This is a genomic window from Verrucosispora sp. CNZ293 (assembly GCF_002754655.1).
The window spans coordinates 3,609,098-3,623,979 of sequence record NZ_PEFR01000001.1; the positions used below are offsets into that span (position 1 = coordinate 3,609,098).

At 70.2% G+C, this 14,882-nt stretch carries 11 protein-coding genes; 4 read left to right on the top strand and 7 right to left on the bottom strand.

Going from position 1 to position 14,882, the window contains the following annotated elements; all coding sequences use genetic code 11:
* Positions 1–78: 78 nt before the first annotated feature.
* Complete coding sequence (locus tag CLT74_RS16355) at positions 79–1,152, top strand: LCP family protein (protein ID WP_099847312.1); 1,074 nt, start codon at positions 79–81, stop codon at positions 1,150–1,152.
* Between the two features lie 61 nt (positions 1,153–1,213).
* On the opposite strand, the gene CLT74_RS16360 is transcribed toward CLT74_RS16355, so the two are convergent.
* The 6 genes from CLT74_RS16360 to CLT74_RS16385 form a co-directional block, all read right to left on the bottom strand.
* Positions 1,214–2,695, bottom strand: a complete 1,482-nt coding sequence (locus tag CLT74_RS16360) for a sugar transferase (RefSeq protein WP_099852150.1) — start codon at positions 2,693–2,695, stop codon at positions 1,214–1,216.
* Positions 2,696–2,839: 144 nt separating this feature from the next.
* Positions 2,840–4,105, bottom strand: coding sequence for a glycoside hydrolase family 10 protein (locus CLT74_RS16365; protein ID WP_099847313.1), 1,266 nt, complete (start codon positions 4,103–4,105; stop codon positions 2,840–2,842).
* Positions 4,054–5,220 carry a polysaccharide pyruvyl transferase family protein gene (locus CLT74_RS16370; protein ID WP_099847314.1) on the bottom strand — a complete coding sequence of 389 codons (1,167 nt, stop codon included), beginning with the start codon at positions 5,218–5,220 and terminating at the stop codon, positions 4,054–4,056. The genes CLT74_RS16365 and CLT74_RS16370 overlap by 52 nt, the downstream gene beginning before the upstream one ends.
* A complete protein-coding gene (locus CLT74_RS16375) occupies positions 5,210–6,502 on the bottom strand; it encodes an oligosaccharide flippase family protein (RefSeq protein ID WP_099847315.1) in 1,293 nt (430 codons plus the stop codon). Before CLT74_RS16375 ends, CLT74_RS16370 begins: the two co-directional genes overlap by 11 nt.
* Positions 6,503–6,575: 73 nt before the next feature.
* A complete protein-coding gene (locus tag CLT74_RS16380) occupies positions 6,576–7,361 on the bottom strand; it encodes a glycosyltransferase (protein WP_158240271.1) in 786 nt (261 codons plus the stop codon).
* Between the two features lie 107 nt (positions 7,362–7,468).
* Positions 7,469–8,896, bottom strand: a complete 1,428-nt coding sequence (locus tag CLT74_RS16385) for a hypothetical protein (RefSeq protein ID WP_099847317.1) — start codon at positions 8,894–8,896, stop codon at positions 7,469–7,471.
* Positions 8,897–9,291: 395 nt separating this feature from the next.
* Between CLT74_RS16385 and CLT74_RS16390 the strand changes: the two genes are divergently transcribed.
* A complete protein-coding gene (locus CLT74_RS16390; RefSeq protein ID WP_486582348.1) occupies positions 9,292–10,134 on the top strand; it encodes a glycosyltransferase family 2 protein in 843 nt (280 codons plus the stop codon).
* A 23-nt stretch (positions 10,135–10,157) separates the two neighbouring features.
* Here CLT74_RS16390 and CLT74_RS16395 read toward each other — a convergent pair whose 3' ends face one another.
* Entirely contained in the window at positions 10,158–12,182 is a 2,025-nt protein-coding gene (locus CLT74_RS16395) for a trypsin-like peptidase domain-containing protein (RefSeq protein ID WP_158240272.1), read from the bottom strand.
* Between the two features lie 173 nt (positions 12,183–12,355).
* Here CLT74_RS16395 and CLT74_RS16405 point away from each other — a divergent pair, with 173 nt between their 5' ends.
* Positions 12,356–13,204, top strand: a complete 849-nt coding sequence (locus tag CLT74_RS16405) for a MurR/RpiR family transcriptional regulator (RefSeq protein ID WP_099847321.1) — start codon at positions 12,356–12,358, stop codon at positions 13,202–13,204.
* Between the two features lie 12 nt (positions 13,205–13,216).
* On the top strand, positions 13,217–14,881 hold the full coding sequence (gene hutU / locus CLT74_RS16410; protein WP_099847322.1) for a urocanate hydratase: 1,665 nt from the start codon (positions 13,217–13,219) through the stop codon (positions 14,879–14,881).
* The last annotated feature ends 1 nt before the right edge of the window (position 14,882 follow it).

A 14,882-nucleotide genomic window follows, 5' to 3' on the forward strand; every position in this document is an offset into this window, starting at 1 on the left:
AGCGAAGTAACAATGCGCGCTTTGATGCGCCCGGATCCGGGGCCCCCACCGAAACGCGAAGTCAGTAGCATCACCGCCATGTCGAGTGGTGAGCAGGCGGGGACGATCTCCCCGGACGAGACCCTGCCGACGGGGGACACCGACGGTTCGGAGACGACGGACGCACCGGCTCGGAAGCCGCGCCGCCGGTGGCTGCGGATCACGCTGATTGTGCTGCTGGTGCTCTCCCTGATCGGTGTGGGTGCCGTGGTGGCGAGCGGCTTCTACCTCAAGTCGGTCGAGTCGGATATCGAGCGGGTCGACGCGTTCGACAGTGTTCCCGAGGAGAGCAGACCGCAGGTAGTGGCGACCGGCGCGATGAACATCCTGGTGTTGGGCAGCGATTCCCGCGATCCGGAGAACACCGCCGGCTCGCGGGCCGACACGATCATCCTGGCCCACCTCCCGAAGGATCGCTCCAGCGCCCAGCTCATCTCGATCCCCCGGGACACCTGGGTCGCGGTGCCCCGCTCGAAGGAGGGCCGCGGCGGTCGTGACGCGAAGATCAACGCCGCCTACGCCTGGGGCGGCGTGCCGTTGATGGTGCAGACCGTGGAGCAGTTCACGAAGGTGCGCGTCGACCACGTGGTGATGGTCGACTTCGCCGGGTTCAAGGAAATCATCGACGCCCTCGGCGGCATCGAGATCGACTCGGAGAAGGAGTTCACCTCCATCCACCCGCCATTTCGCACCTTCCGTCAGGGGACGCAGCGGATGGACGGCGAAGCGGCCCTGGACTACGCACGCCAGCGCAAGCAGTTCCCGGACGGAGACTTCGCCCGTATCCGGCATCAGCAGCAGGTGATCAGAGCCATCATGGAGAAGGCGACCTCGGGTGGCCTCCTCACCAATCCGGTGAAGCTCAACTCGTTCCTGCAGGCCACCTCAGACAGCCTGTCCGTTGACCGGGAACTGTCTCTGCTGGACATGGCCACCGAGAACCGCAACTTGCGCAGCGGCAACCTGTTCTTCCTGACCACCCCGACGAAGGGCACCGGCCGGGTCGGCTCGGAGAGCGTGGTCTTCGCCGACCCGGAGCGGTCCCGCGCCCTCTACGAGGCGGTCCGCGACGACGCGACCAAGGACATCATCGCCCGCGCCGATCGGAAGTAGACCGGCGCCGCCTCCATGGCAGGCGGCGCTGTACCGAACGCCTGCTCGGTACGGGCGCAGTTCAGTAGGCGCCGCGCCGGGCGAGGACCACCCTGACCGTCCGCCACAGGATGCCGAGGTCGTAGACGAGGGACCAGTTGTCAACGTAGTGCAGGTCGAGGCGTACGGCGTCGTTCCAGCTCAGGTCCGAACGCCCGGAGATCTGCCAGAGCCCGGTGATGCCCGGGCGGACCAGCAGTCGCCGTCGCACGTCGCCCCGGTAGTCGTCGTCCTCGGTGGGCAACGGCCGCGGACCGACCAGGGACATCTGCCCCATCAGCACGTTTACCAGCTGGGGCAACTCGTCAAGGGACAGCCCGCGCAGGTGCCGACCGATCGGGGTGACCCGGGGATCATCTTTGATCTTGAACAGCAGACCGTCGCTCTCGTTGCGGTCGCGCAGGGCCTCCAGGCGCTGCTCGGCGTCGGTGTACATGGTGCGGAACTTCCACACCTTGAATGCCTTGCCCTGGTGACCGATGCGGGTCTGCCGGAACAGCACCGGACCCCGGTCGGTCAGCTTGATGGCCAGCGCGATGCCGACAAGCAGCGGGCTCAGCACGAGCAGCCCGGCCAGCGCGGCCCCCCGGTCGAGGATGCTCTTGGCCAGCAGGGACAGGCCGGAGATGGTCGGTTCCTCGACGTTGAGCAGCGGCAGTCCCTCGATCGGCCGCACGTGGATGCGCGGCCCGGTGACGTCGGTCACCTGAGGCACCACCACCAGGTCGATGCCGGTTCCCTCCAACTGCCAGGCCAGCTTGCGCAACTCGTACGACTCCAAGCTGGCCGGCCCGCAGACGGCGATGGTGTCCGCACGCAACTGCTGCACCAACGGCACCAGGTCCCAGCCCACGTACACCGGAACGGGAGCGTTCACCCGTTCTCCCGTGCGCGGATAGTGCGGCAGGTGAATGGCGACCGGACGTAGCCCCGCACCCGCGTTGCGGGTGACCACCTCGTGCACGGCCAGCGCGTCGGCCAGCCGCCCGACCAGGAGCACCTTCTGGGAGGCGCGCTGGTTCACCCGGCGGATCCGCCGCAGCGCGATCCGGGCCACGATCCGGACGAACACGGTGTAGACGAGCAGGCCCACGATGATGGCGGCGACCGTGGCCCGGGAGACGTCCTTCTTGAAGCCGAGCGCGAGGAAGGAGACCGCCGCGGCCATGGCGATGTTGGCCCGTACCACCCGGTTGAGTTCCTCGGTGCCGCGGCCGAGGGCCCGCCGGTCGTACGCGCCGGCACCGGCCAGGATCGCCAGCCACAGCAGCGGTACGCCGAGATTGGCCACCAGCGCGAAGGCGCTCACCGCGCCGCCGAGCACCCGATCGTCCCAGAACCCGGCGTCAGCGTCCTGGAACAGGGCCACGACCGTGCGGCTGGCCGCCACCGCGGCGACGAAGTCGAGCACGATCAGGCAGGCCGCGTAGCGACGGCGCCACTTCGCTCGCGGCGCGACCGGTCGGCCGAACACCGATCGCGGCATGCCGTTGGACGGCGGCATGATCACGCCCAGGTCGGGGTCGAACCTCGGCGAGGGCGCGACGGTCGCCATGATCTGCGTGTGCGCGGACACGTTCTTCCTTTCACCAGCCTCGTATCCGAGGCAGCGAGGGCGGCGGGGACGGCCCGCCCTGACTTGAGGGGTTCAGTTCGGCGTGGGGCCGGCTCTGGCGGTGCCGGCATGCCGGCTGAGTTCATCGACAAGCGCCTGGTAGGCGGGTTTCGGTGTGAGGTCCGCGTCGAAGAGGCAGGCCGCCCCGTACCCGCGGTGGTAGCCGGGAATCCAGCTACGCGAGTCGGTGAAGCCCCACACCGTGAAGGACACGCACGCGGGGACCGCGAGGCAGGATCTGAGCACCTGCCGGTAGACCGCCGCCTGGCGCTTGAGTTTCTCCGGTGTCACCGGAAGCTCGACCCGGACGTCGAGCTCGGTGATCGCCACTGACACTCCCACGTCCGCGAAGCGGCGCAGATTGCCGGTCAGCTCGCGAGGCGGTTCGTCCCAGGCGAGATGACTCTGGAAGCCCACCCCGTCCACCGGGACCCCGTCACGGCGCAGGTCCCGCACCAGAGCCAGCAGCGCGTCGGCCTTCCTGGTACGTCCCTCGATGCCGTAATCGTTTATGAACAGCCGGGCTCCGGGATCGGCCGCGTGCGCCCAGCGGAAGGCGTCGGCGATGTAGCCGGGGCCCAGCTTCCGCAGCCACAGTGTCTCCCGCAGCGAGCCGTCCTCGTCCAGCACCTCGTTGACGACGTCCCAGGCCCACACGCGTCCCCGGTACCGCGAGACGACCTCGGTGACGTGGTCGCGCAGTTCCGTCCGGATCCGCTCTGCCGGCCAGTCCGGAGACACCCACTTCGGCATGTCGCTGTGCCACACCAGGGTGTGTCCGTACACCTGCTGACCGTGCCGCTCGGCGAACTCGACAAGTTGGTCAGCGCCCGGCCAGGCGTACACGCCGGGCAGTGGCTCCAGGTTGCGCCACTTCATCGCGTTCTCGGTGGTCACGGCGTTGAACTCGGTGCCGAGCAGGGAGCTGTAGGCCGGATCCAGGCTGAGGCCGCGACCGTCGGCGGCCGAACCGATGCGCACTCCCGGTGGCGCGAGTTCCCGGAGCGTCTTACGGCCCGGTGCCGCGGGTTCCGAGGCGACCGGCGGTGATCCGACCACTCCGGCCGGCCCGTCGCCGCGCGCCTTGACGACCAGGGCCAGACCCGTCGCAAAGAGCGCGGCGAGCACCAGCACCAGCGACACCAGCACGATCGGCAGGCGGAGGGCCCGGGATCTGCCGGTCGGTGACCGGGCCGGATCAGCAGGTGGTGGCCGGGACACGTCGCGCCGGGCGGAGAGTTGGTCGATCACGAGGGGGTCGATCCCGGGAGCGCCCACGGCGCTCGGGTGAAGTTCCATCGGGCTCGCTCGGCGAACTCCTCCCGAGCCAGTCGCGGGGCCGTCTCGTCGGTGAGCAGGCTGGCCAGCACCTTCGTCACCTCGATCGGGTCTTCCGGCACCCGGGTGAGCCGCCGAGAGTTCGGCTGGCCGATCTCGTCCAGGAAGTCGTCGCACTTCTGCTGGTAGGGCACGAGGGCGAATGGAACATCAGCCAGGTAGGCGAAGACAGCGCCGTGCATCCGCATGTGCAGGCCGAGGTCGCAGCGCTTCATCTCGTCCCAGCACGCGCGCACACCGTCGCGTGCGGTCACCACACGGACATCACATCGCCCGTCCAGGGCACGGCGGAGTCGATCGCTGACCCGTTCGTCGCCGTGAACGGGGTGGGTGTTGAAGACGAACACGGTGACGTCCACAGGTTCCCGGCGGACCAGTTCGGTCACCCCGTCGATAAGCGCGTCCTCGCGGCGCTGCGCCTGAGGGGCAGCGGCTTCGTAGTCGACCCCGAGCAGTGTCACACCGAGCCGCGCCCGGGTACCCTGCGCCCGCCCGGCCTGCTGCCCGATGCTCTCCCCGAGCGCCTCGGGCAGTAGCCCGGCGAGGTCTCCGGCGGCGACGAGCGTTCCGGGATGTCCCGCACGCCGGAGAAGCTCGGCGGAGGCCCGGTCACGCACCCCGATGAAGTTGATCCGGCGGAGCACCTCAAGTAGACGGCGTTCGGCAGAGGCTGAGAGGAACGGCCCGACGGAGACGCCTACCGCCGCCATCGGATGCCCGGAGAGGCGGGAGAAGAGGGAGAACAGCCGCTTCTCGCTGAGCGGCCCCATGTCCCGGAAGACCGAACCACCGCCAAAGACGACCATCGAGGAGTCACGCAGCAGCGTCGCTTTGTTCAGCACCCAGCCCATCCGGTCCGGGATGCTGCGGGACCGGTACCAGCGCGGGTTCATCCCGGTGCTCTCGGGCGGCAGGTCGACCATGGGTGGGGCCGCGAACACGGGTCGCTCACTGCCCCAGTACGTCCGACTGGCCCAGTCGGTCACCAGGCAGAAGGCGTTGTCGCCGACGTTCTCCATGCCGTAGTAGCCGACGACGAGCGGCCGGCGAGCGGCGGGATCGGCTTCAGGACGCACTCGGACTTCCCCTCGTCAGACGTCGGCGCAGATCGTGCCACGACGGCAGGGCCCCGCCGCGCACCACGTGGCGCCGGGCCGTGACCCAGAACAGCACACAGAGCGTGCTTTCGGCCACCACGGTGGCGGAAGCTGTACCCCGCACCCCCCACATGGGAGTGGCGACCGCGAGGGCGGCCAGCAGCACCAGGGCACCGATTCCCTGGTGGATCACCTTACGGCGGAGCAGTCCGCCGCTGGTCAGCAGCGCGGCTACGGCGGCTCCGCCGAACCGGAAGGGTACGGCGAGGGCCAGCACGGCCAGTACCGCAGCGGTCTCCCCGTACCCGGGGCCGAGCAGAACCGGCAGCAGTTGACCGCCGAGCGCGACCAGCCCCGCGACCAGGATCCCGAGCACGACCATTCCCGAGGTGCCGAACCGGTACGCCAGCAGCACAGCGTCCCGGTCGCCGTGCGCCCACCGGTGCAGCTTGGCCAGAAAGTACTGTTGGTAGACGACGCGCGGGACCAGGTACGCCGCGGTGATCACCGCCATCGGAACGGCCAGCAGAGCCGCGGCCTCGGGACCAAGTACCTCAGCCGCGATGATGGTGCCGAGATAGATGCCCATCAGGTAGAACACGTTGCCCAGGACGAACGGGGTGGCGGCCGTGAGCACCCGACTCACCGGCACGTCGGTGATCGCGGCAGGTGCGATGTTCCTATGCCCCTCCAGCGGCATCGTGCCGGCGACGAAGGGTCGCATCACCGCGATGCAGGCGACCACGGTAAGCAGTGCGACGACGGCGTAACCAGCGGCGACGGCCACCACGGACAGTCCGGCGGCCCAGCTGGCGAGCACCACAAGCACTCGTCCGACGTGCGGTGCGACCTGAAGCACCGACAGCCCACGGTAGTCGCCGCGCAGTTGTTGCGCCGAAGCCACAAGGGTCAGCCCAACCTGGGCGACGATCACGCTGGTGAGCAGCGCGCGGACCGACGTGGCGGCGGGGTCGGAATTCCCGGCGAGGCTCCACACGAGCGCCGCGGCGAGCACCCCGACGCAGAGGCCCGCGACGAGCCGCAGCGACGGTCGTACCCACCGTCTGGCCGCATGGCCCTCCAGACCGAACCGTTGCAACCACAGCTCGGAGACGCCGAAGACCACAAGCGGCGCGGCCAGCGCCATGACGGCCAGGGCCGCGCTGAACGTGCCGAAAGCGCTCTGCGGAAGGGTGCGAGCCAGCAAGATCTGCGCGGAGAAGGCGGCAACGGTGACGCCGACCTGACTCAGGCCGAGCATGCCCAGGTGTCCGAGGATCCGGACGAGCCGGTTCGGAGCGGCACCCGGCCGTAGTGGGTCACCGGTCAGTCGATCAACGGCCGAGGGTGACAAGCCACTTGCCCGTCTCGCTCAATGTCCGCAGCGCTTTTATGGCCAGCCCCACCCCGGGCCACCGCACCGGCCGGTACATCTCGATCAGGCGGAACCAGAAGACCAGACCGGCGAGTCTGCCCCTTGTCACGTTGCCGTCGTGCCTGTGGAACCGGACGATGGGATGGGCCAGGTGACAGGGGTGCACCCCGGACTTCAAGGCTCGCAGCATCAGCTCGATGTCCTCGAAGAGCCGGAAGCTCTCGTCGTACCCACCGATCCGGTCCAGCAGGCGACGATCGATTGTGGTGCCGGAGTGTTTGAACGGCAGCCGAGGCCGCGTCAGGACCCCGATCAGCATCCGCCGCGCCGAGGCGTACTCGGGTAGCCGGATCAGCCGGCCGGAACCACGGCTGACCTCGGTGTAGTCGGCATAGACCCAGCTCCCGCCGGTCTCGGCGAGCAGCCGGTGCAGTTGGGCCAGTGCGTCAGGGGTCAACTCGTCGTCGGAGTCGAGGACGGTGAGGTACCGGCCGGTCGCGGTGCGCAGACCCAGGTTACGTGCCTCGGCGATGCCGGTGGGGGGCTGCGTCACCACCCGCACCCGATGGTCCCCGGCGACTTTCGCCTCCGCCAGCACGGTAGTCACCGGAATCCGCGAGCCATCGTCGACGACCACCAGCTCGAAGTCCGCGAAGGTGTTTGCCAGTACGCTGCGTACCGCGTTGACGAGTAGCACGGCGCGGTCGCGCACCACGATGCAGACCGTGAAGGTCGGCTGCACCACAGCTGCGCCTCGGCTGTCGGGGGCGTCGCGCTCCGCCGGTTCGTGCACAACGTCGCGGAGCTGCTGATTCTGACTGTGCCCGCGCACCTGGGCGGGCGATGGCGGCCTCACGCCGCCGTCGGCTCGGTCATGGGCGAGGCCTCCCCGGCGTCGTCCTGCTCAACGGGGGCGAGTGCGAGTATCACCATCTGTCCGAAGAAGAAGAGCCACAGGAAGTACGGGTACGCCAGCGGTTTCTGGGTCAGGCCGAAGATGACCAGAGCCCCGAACAGCACCATCAGCGCCACCCGGTGCGAGCGGTCCGAGTGGGCACGCACGACGCGGTACACCGTCACGAGGATCGCCACGGTCACGATCACGCCGACGAGTCCCCAGACCACCATCAGTCGCAGCAGGTCGTTGTGCATGTCCCAGGGCTCGTAGCCGAACCCGAAGAGCCACACGTCGACCGGGGCGCGGCCGAGAATCTCCACCACGTCGTTCCAGATCGCTCCCCGACCGTGCATGAAGGTGTCGGAACGCACGTCGAGGGAACCGACCTCGGTGACGACGACCTCGGCCCGCCGCCAGATCGCGTCTCCCCAGAGCACGCTGGCCAGGGCGGCGACAGCGGCGAGTCCACCGCCGACCAGCAGCACACCCCGCCGGTTCACGTCGCCGCGGCGGCGCGCCGTGACCAGCGCGCGCACGCGTTGCAGCTCGAACGCCGCGACGATCAGCACGAGGCAGAGAATGGTGAAGCGGTGCAGCGACACGACTCCCGTGGCGACGAAGAGCCCGATCAGTCCGTACCGCACGGCGGCGGGCACGCCCATCCGCTCGCCCAGGACGTAAACGAGGAAGACCGAGAACATCAACAACCGGCCGAGTGACATCGGGTGGAAGTAACCACCGGAGGCTCGACCGATCTTCTGCCATCCGGCCAGTTCGAAGTGGAAGGAGTAGGGAATCACCTCGGCGACCTGCAACCACGCCAGAACGGAGTGCACTACCGCACCGATCACCACCACTCCCGCGACAAGCGCGAGACGGCGTACCGGAAACCAGTCCCGGCGCAGCAGCATCAGGCCGATGAGAGCGAGCGGGGCGAACCCGACAAGCAGTCGGACCGCCTCGGCGGGTATCGCAGCCGTCGGCTCCTGGGGCGGCCCGTAGATCGAGTATCGCCGGACGTCGAAGGCCGCCAGCAGATCAGCTCGGGCGTCCACGGCCAGGTAGCTCACCGCCGAGAGGACGAGCAGCAGCCCGATCCCTGCGGCCATGAGCAGCAGCGGTCGGGAGGGCAGCCGCCGGGAGCCGAGTGCGAACACACCGAGAGCGGCCACCATCAGCACGGCTCCCAGGGCGGTGAGCAGCGCACCGAGGTCGAGGCCGTCTCCGCGGCCCTCGCCGATGTCGAGCAGGGGCTTGACCGCCACGAGCACCAGCGCGGCGGTCGTCAGGTTACGTGCCAGCCGCAGATGCGCGGGTGCCGAACCGTCCTGGCCCGGCTGCCGGAACCAGGGCCTACGGGCCGGAGCGGTCAAGCTTCCCATGCGGGTGCGTCTCCCATCAGTATCCGCCGCGGTGACGACGGGGGACTGGGAGCTCGACATCGACGCCCACTGTGGTCGGCCCCCGCCCGGCCCCGGAAAACACGAGGACGATACCAGCGGGCCAACCGTCCACGGTGTCCCGCAGATTCATCCGGACGGCTGTGATTGGCAGCACAGTCAGGACGCACTTCGGGCAAGACGGATTCCCACGGGCAAACCGTCGTACGGCAACGCCCAAAGGGGATCTGTCACGCCGGTGCCTGCTTGCGACCTGACGATCGGCTCCGGCAAGCTTGACGGCCGTGCGTGCCGGCAGGTGACCGGGGCGCGCCTCCACCAAGGGTGATCCGCCGGCCGATGCGGCAGGTGGCGCCCTGCATCGACGGGTGAGGCTGATGACGAGCCATGAGCGACCGATGATCAGCGTGGTGATCGCCGCGCACAACGAGGCCGCGGTGATCGGCGGGTGTCTGGACGCGCTGCTGGCCGATGCCACGCCCGGCGAGCTGGACATCGTGGTGGTGGCCAACGGCTGCACAGACGACACCGCCGAGGTGGCGGCGGCACGCCCGGGCGTACGGGTGATCGAGGTCGCCGAGCCCGGCAAAGCCCACGCCCTCAACGTGGGTGACGCCGCGGCTCGCGGGTTTCCCCGGGTGTACCTCGACGCGGACGTGGTCCTCTCCCCCGGCGCACTGCGCGCGATGGCGGCGGAGCTCTCCGCCGGTGACCGGCCGCCGTTGGCGGTGACGCCCCGCCGGGCCATGGTGACCGAGCATCGGCCACTCGCGGTGCGGGCCTACTACGCGATCAACACCCGACTCCCGATCTTCGCCGACGCGCTGTTCGGCAGGGGTGCGATGGCGGTCTCGGCCACCGGCCGGCAACGCTTCGAACGCTTTCCGGAGCAGATCGCGGACGATCTTTTCCTCGACTCGCAGTTCAGCTCGGCGGAGAAACGAGAGGTCACCGCCGCGACGAGTTTCGTTCAGGCACCCCGGCGCACGGGCGACCTGGTTCGCACCCTCGCGCGCGTCCGTGCCGGCAACACCATGCTGCGCGCCAGCCACGACGGGATCCGAGCCTCGGTGCCGTCATCGTGGCTGCGGGATGTGGTGCTTCCCCGACCGTGGCTCGCGCCCGCGTCGGTGGTGTACGTGACGATCACCCTGCTGGCCACGGTACGCGCCCGTCGACACCCGCGTGACGCCTGGGGGCGGGACAACTCCACCCGCTGACGATCCCTGGCCGCGACTGCCGCTCAGTACGTGGGTCGACGGCGCAGCACCAGTACCGCCGCGCCGACCAGTCCGACCACCAGGGCACCGCCGAGCCCGGCCAGCAGGATCGGCAACAGGTTCGATGACTCGGACGAGTCCCGCTCGAGCCGGCTCCGGTCGATGGCGTTCTGTCGGTACGCCTGTGCGACGAGATTCGCCGGTGACGCCTCGGCCACCGCGTTGAACTGCGCGACCGCATCGTCACTCCGGCCGGCGAAGAAGGCGTCGAGGCCGCTCCGGTAGGCCCGGTCGGCATCGGCGAGCTCGTTCCGGACATCCGTCTCGTCGAGCAGCCCGGAAACGGCGGACACCGGTACCAGTGCCCGGTTGGCGCCGCCGTTGGCAGCTCGATCGTTGTCGATGACGCCGACGACCCGCCCCTGGGTGTCGATGGCGATGCCGCCGTGCGAGTAGATCCCGAGGTCGTCGTTGACCCTTGCCACCTCGACGGTGCCCTGCTTTCCGGTGCTCGACACCTGGACCTGCTTGGCCTCCACTGTGTAGGTCGCCGCCCGGAAGTCGCTGTCCCCCGTCTGGTAACCGATCAGCAGCAGAGCCGTGCCGGGACCGGGCCTGGCAGACGAGTCAAGCTCCACCGTCGGCAGGTCGGACTGCGCGAGCTTGAGCAGCGCCAGATTGCCGCCGTCCGCGGCAAGGACGTCGACCAGTTGCGCGGGCACCGCCGGGTTGGCGGTCAGATCGCCCCGTGCGATGTTGAACTGGGCGAACACCTGCATGGCCGGGTCGACGTCCGGCTGATTGCCGGTGAAGGTGGTCGTCCCCATCTTGCTGCGAACGTAGCCGTCAAGTTCGGCGGCGGAGAGCTTGTTCTGCTCGATGAGGATGCGCCCGAGCGTGTACAGGGCGCGTTCACGGGCGACCTCGGCGCTCGGCTGGACACACTGACCATTTGTCACCACATGGCCGTCCGGATTGGCCACGAACCCGCTGCACCGCCGCTTGAACGTCACGGGCGTCGCGCTCAGGGGCACGTTCGACTTGGCCTCCCGCACGAACCCGGTGAACACCGCCTCCACGAAGACGAGCGAAGGCGCCGCGATCGCCAGCGCCCGCTCCTCCGGGCTGTACGGCGCGACCTGCGCCCACGGCTTGATGCCCGGGTTGACCTGAGCGGGATTGGGGAAGCTGCTGCCGGAGCCCTCGACCCCGGTCGGTGCCGTCTGCGGTGGCTCCGGGTCATCGTCGCCGGTGAGCGCCCAGACGGCGGCACCGGTACCGACGGCCGCCACGAGTGCGAGCGCTGCGACGGCGGCCCAGAGGCCGGTGCGTCGCTTGGGTCGGGCCGAGGGTTGGATCCGCCGCACCGGTGCGGTGAATGGGTCCAGACCGAAATCGTCGCTGGCCACGCCGGGGCCGGGCGACATCGGCGCACCGGAGACCGGACCCGAGGCGGGCGGCTGGATCGGGGCTGGACCCGCGGGCCCGTGCCACGGCGTGTGCGGCGTCGCGGCGATCGGCCCGCCCTGGCCAGGAGCAGGAGCGCCGGACACCGGCTGGGGACCGCCCGACACCGGCTGGGGCGGGCCGGAGACCGGCTGGGGAGATCCGGAGACCGGCTGCGGCGGGCCGGAGATGGAGACCGGGGGGCCGGAGGTCGGCACAGGCGGACCGGACACGGACTGCGGGGCGCCCGAAACAGGTTGGGGTGGCCCGGAGACCGGTGCACCAACTGGGGGTACCGGCTGGTAGTCGACGCCGAGGGCGCGGAACAACTTCTCCGCCGCCGGCCCGGCCTCCGCCGCGTACGCGACCCAGGGCGCGGCGGCCGAGAAGTCCGCGTACGTGAAGGGCGAGCCGCCGGGAGCCTGGGCGAGACTGTTGGCGGTGCCGGCGAAGGCCTCCCGCCAGCCCGGAGCGGCGGCGACCGTGGCGTCGAGGACGGCCACCGTGACGAATCGGCCCTGCCCGTCGACGGCGGCCCATGCCTTCCCGACCGGTGACCCACCCAGCATGTGGGTGTACCGGTAGGGGCCGTCCGGTTGCATGTCCCACTCCTCTGCTCGACCGCCGAGCGGGATCCTATCGACCCGGCGCTCGCTGCCTGGCCGGCCGGGCCCACGGCTCGGCGACGGTCGCCATACCCGCAGGCCAGGACGTTCCATCGTGGAGCGGTGCGGCAAGCTTGCCAAGTGAAAGTTTTCATGCATAGAGTCACCGGGTGAATGAGGGAGCTACCACGGCGTCGACGGAGCGGGTCGTCGGCCTGTTCGACGGTGTCCGGCTCACCCCGACGCAGCGGCGGATCGCGCACTGCCTGGTGCAGCACGCCCCCGCCGTCGGCTACCTCTCCGCCGCCGAGGTCGCCGAGCTGGCCGGGGTCAGCCAGCCGTCGGTCACCCGGTTCGCGGTGGCGCTGGGCCACGACGGCTACCCGGCCCTGCGTCGCCGGCTGCGCGAGCTGACCACCGCCGCGCCCGGCCCGGCCCCCGCCGGTAACGAGCTTCAGCAGGCGGTACGCGCCGAGATCGGCAACCTGGACCGGCTGGCCGGGCAGTTGGCCGACCGGGAGCGGATCGCCGAGACCGGACGCCTGCTGGCGGCCAGCCGGCCGCTGCCGGTGCTCGGCCTGCGGTCCGCCGCGCCGCTGGCCGCGTACTTCGCGTACTTCGCCGCCAAGGTGCATCCTGACGTGCGGGTGCTCGACGACGGCGGCAGCCTGCTCACCGACCGGATCGAACAGGCCGCCGAGGCGGGAGCGCGGGCGTTGCTGGCGTTCGTACTGCCGCGCTATCCCCGGGAGACCCTGGAGGCGCTGCGCGAGGCCCGCGCGGCGCGGCTGACGGTCGTGGCGATCACCGACTCACCGGTGAGCCCGGCGACCGAGCACGCCGACGTGGTGTTGCCGGCCGCGGTCGGCGCGCAACTCGTGTTCGACCTGCACACCGCTCCGATGACCCTGGCCATGGTGCTGCTCCAGGCGATCTGCGACGCCGCCCCGGCCGAGACCCAGCGGCGGCTGGAGGCATTCGAAGCCTCGGCGGCCCGTCGACAGTTGTTCCTCGGTTAGGAGGAGTCCGCCATGAACGCCGACCAGACAGCTCCCGGACCCGTTCGGGCCGCCCGGGGCGCGGAGCGCACCGCCCGAGGGTGGCCGCAGGAGGCCGCCCTGCGGATGTTGATGAACAACCTCGACCCCGAGGTCGCCGAACGCCCCGACGATCTCGTCGTGTACGGCGGCACCGGCCGGGCCGCCAGGGACTGGCCGTCGTACCACGCCCTGGTGCGGACCCTCACCGAGCTGCGTGACGACGAGACGATGCTTGTGCAGTCGGGTCGCCCGGTCGGCGTGATGCGGACCCACGAGTGGGCGCCCCGGGTGCTGCTGGCCAACTCGAACCTGGTCGGCGACTGGGCGACCTGGCCGGAGTTCCGTCGGCTGGAGCAGCTCGGCCTGACCATGTACGGGCAGATGACCGCCGGTTCGTGGATCTACATCGGCACCCAGGGCATCCTCCAGGGCACCTACGAGACGTTCGCCGCCGTGGCCGCCAGGAAGTTCGACGCCACCCTCGCCGGCACGCTGACGCTCACCGCCGGCTGCGGCGGCATGGGCGGGGCGCAGCCCCTCGCGGTCACCATGAACGGCGGCGTCTGCCTGATCGTGGACGTGGACCGCAGCCGGCTGGCCCGCCGGGTGCACGACCGTTACCTGGACGAGATCGCCGACGACCTGGACGACGCGGTGCGGCGGGTGCTCGCCGCCAAGCGGGAGCGCCGGGCGTTGAGCGTCGGTGTCGTGGGCAACGCCGCCACCGTCTTCCCGGAGCTGCTGCGCCGGGGCGTACCCGTGGACATCGTCACCGACCAGACGAGCGCGCACGATCCGCTGTCGTACCTGCCGGAGGGGGTCGAGCTGGCCGACGCCCGGGAGTACGCGGCCGCCAAACCTGCCGAGTTCACCGACCGGGCCCGGGCGTCGATGGCGAAGCACGTCGAGGCGATGGTGGGCTTCCTCGACGCGGGCGCGGAGGTCTTCGACTACGGCAACTCGATCCGGGGCGAGGCCCAGCTCGGCGGGTACGAGCGCGCGTTCGACTTCCCCGGCTTCGTGCCGGCGTACATCAGGCCGTTGTTCTGCGAGGGCAAGGGGCCGTTCCGGTGGGCGGCGCTCTCCGGTGACCCGGCCGACATCGCCGCCACCGACCGGGCGATCCTGGACCTCTTCCCGGAGAACGAGTCCCTCGGCCGGTGGATCCGGATGGCCGGCGAGCGGGTCGCCTTCCAGGGCCTACCCGCGCGCATCTGCTGGCTCGGCTACGGCGAGCGGGACAAGGCCGGCGTACGGTTCAACGAGATGGTCGGCTCCGGTGAGCTGAGCGCGCCTGTGGTGATCGGCCGTGACCACCTGGACTGCGGCAGCGTGGCCAGCCCGTACCGGGAGACCGAGGCGATGGCCGACGGTTCGGATGCGATCGCCGACTGGCCGCTGCTCAACGCGCTCGTCAACACCGCCAGCGGGGCGTCCTGGGTCTCCATCCACCACGGCGGCGGGGTCGGCATCGGCAGGTCCATCCACGCCGGTCAGGTCTGCGTGGCCGACGGCACCGCGCTGGCCGGACAGAAGATCGAGCGGGTGCTGACGAACGACCCGGCGATGGGCGTGATCCGGCACGTCGACGCCGGTTACCCCGAGGCCCGCGCGGTGGCCGACCGCACCGGCGTCCGCGTCCCGATGGCGGAGTGAG

Coding starts and splice junctions, on each gene's coding strand:
- hutU (WP_099847322.1), top strand. CDS start 13,217: ATGAACGCCGACCAGACAGCTCCCGGACCCGTTCGGGCCGCCCGGGGC.
- CLT74_RS16365 (WP_099847313.1), bottom strand. CDS start 4,105: ATGGAACTTCACCCGAGCGCCGTGGGCGCTCCCGGGATCGACCCCCTC.
- CLT74_RS16390 (WP_486582348.1), top strand. CDS start 9,292: ATGACGAGCCATGAGCGACCGATGATCAGCGTGGTGATCGCCGCGCAC.
- CLT74_RS16355 (WP_099847312.1), top strand. CDS start 79: ATGTCGAGTGGTGAGCAGGCGGGGACGATCTCCCCGGACGAGACCCTG.
- CLT74_RS16375 (WP_099847315.1), bottom strand. CDS start 6,502: ATGCTCGGCCTGAGTCAGGTCGGCGTCACCGTTGCCGCCTTCTCCGCG.
- CLT74_RS16395 (WP_158240272.1), bottom strand. CDS start 12,182: ATGCAACCGGACGGCCCCTACCGGTACACCCACATGCTGGGTGGGTCA.
- CLT74_RS16360 (WP_099852150.1), bottom strand. CDS start 2,695: ATGCCGCCGTCCAACGGCATGCCGCGATCGGTGTTCGGCCGACCGGTC.
- CLT74_RS16385 (WP_099847317.1), bottom strand. CDS start 8,896: ATGGGAAGCTTGACCGCTCCGGCCCGTAGGCCCTGGTTCCGGCAGCCG.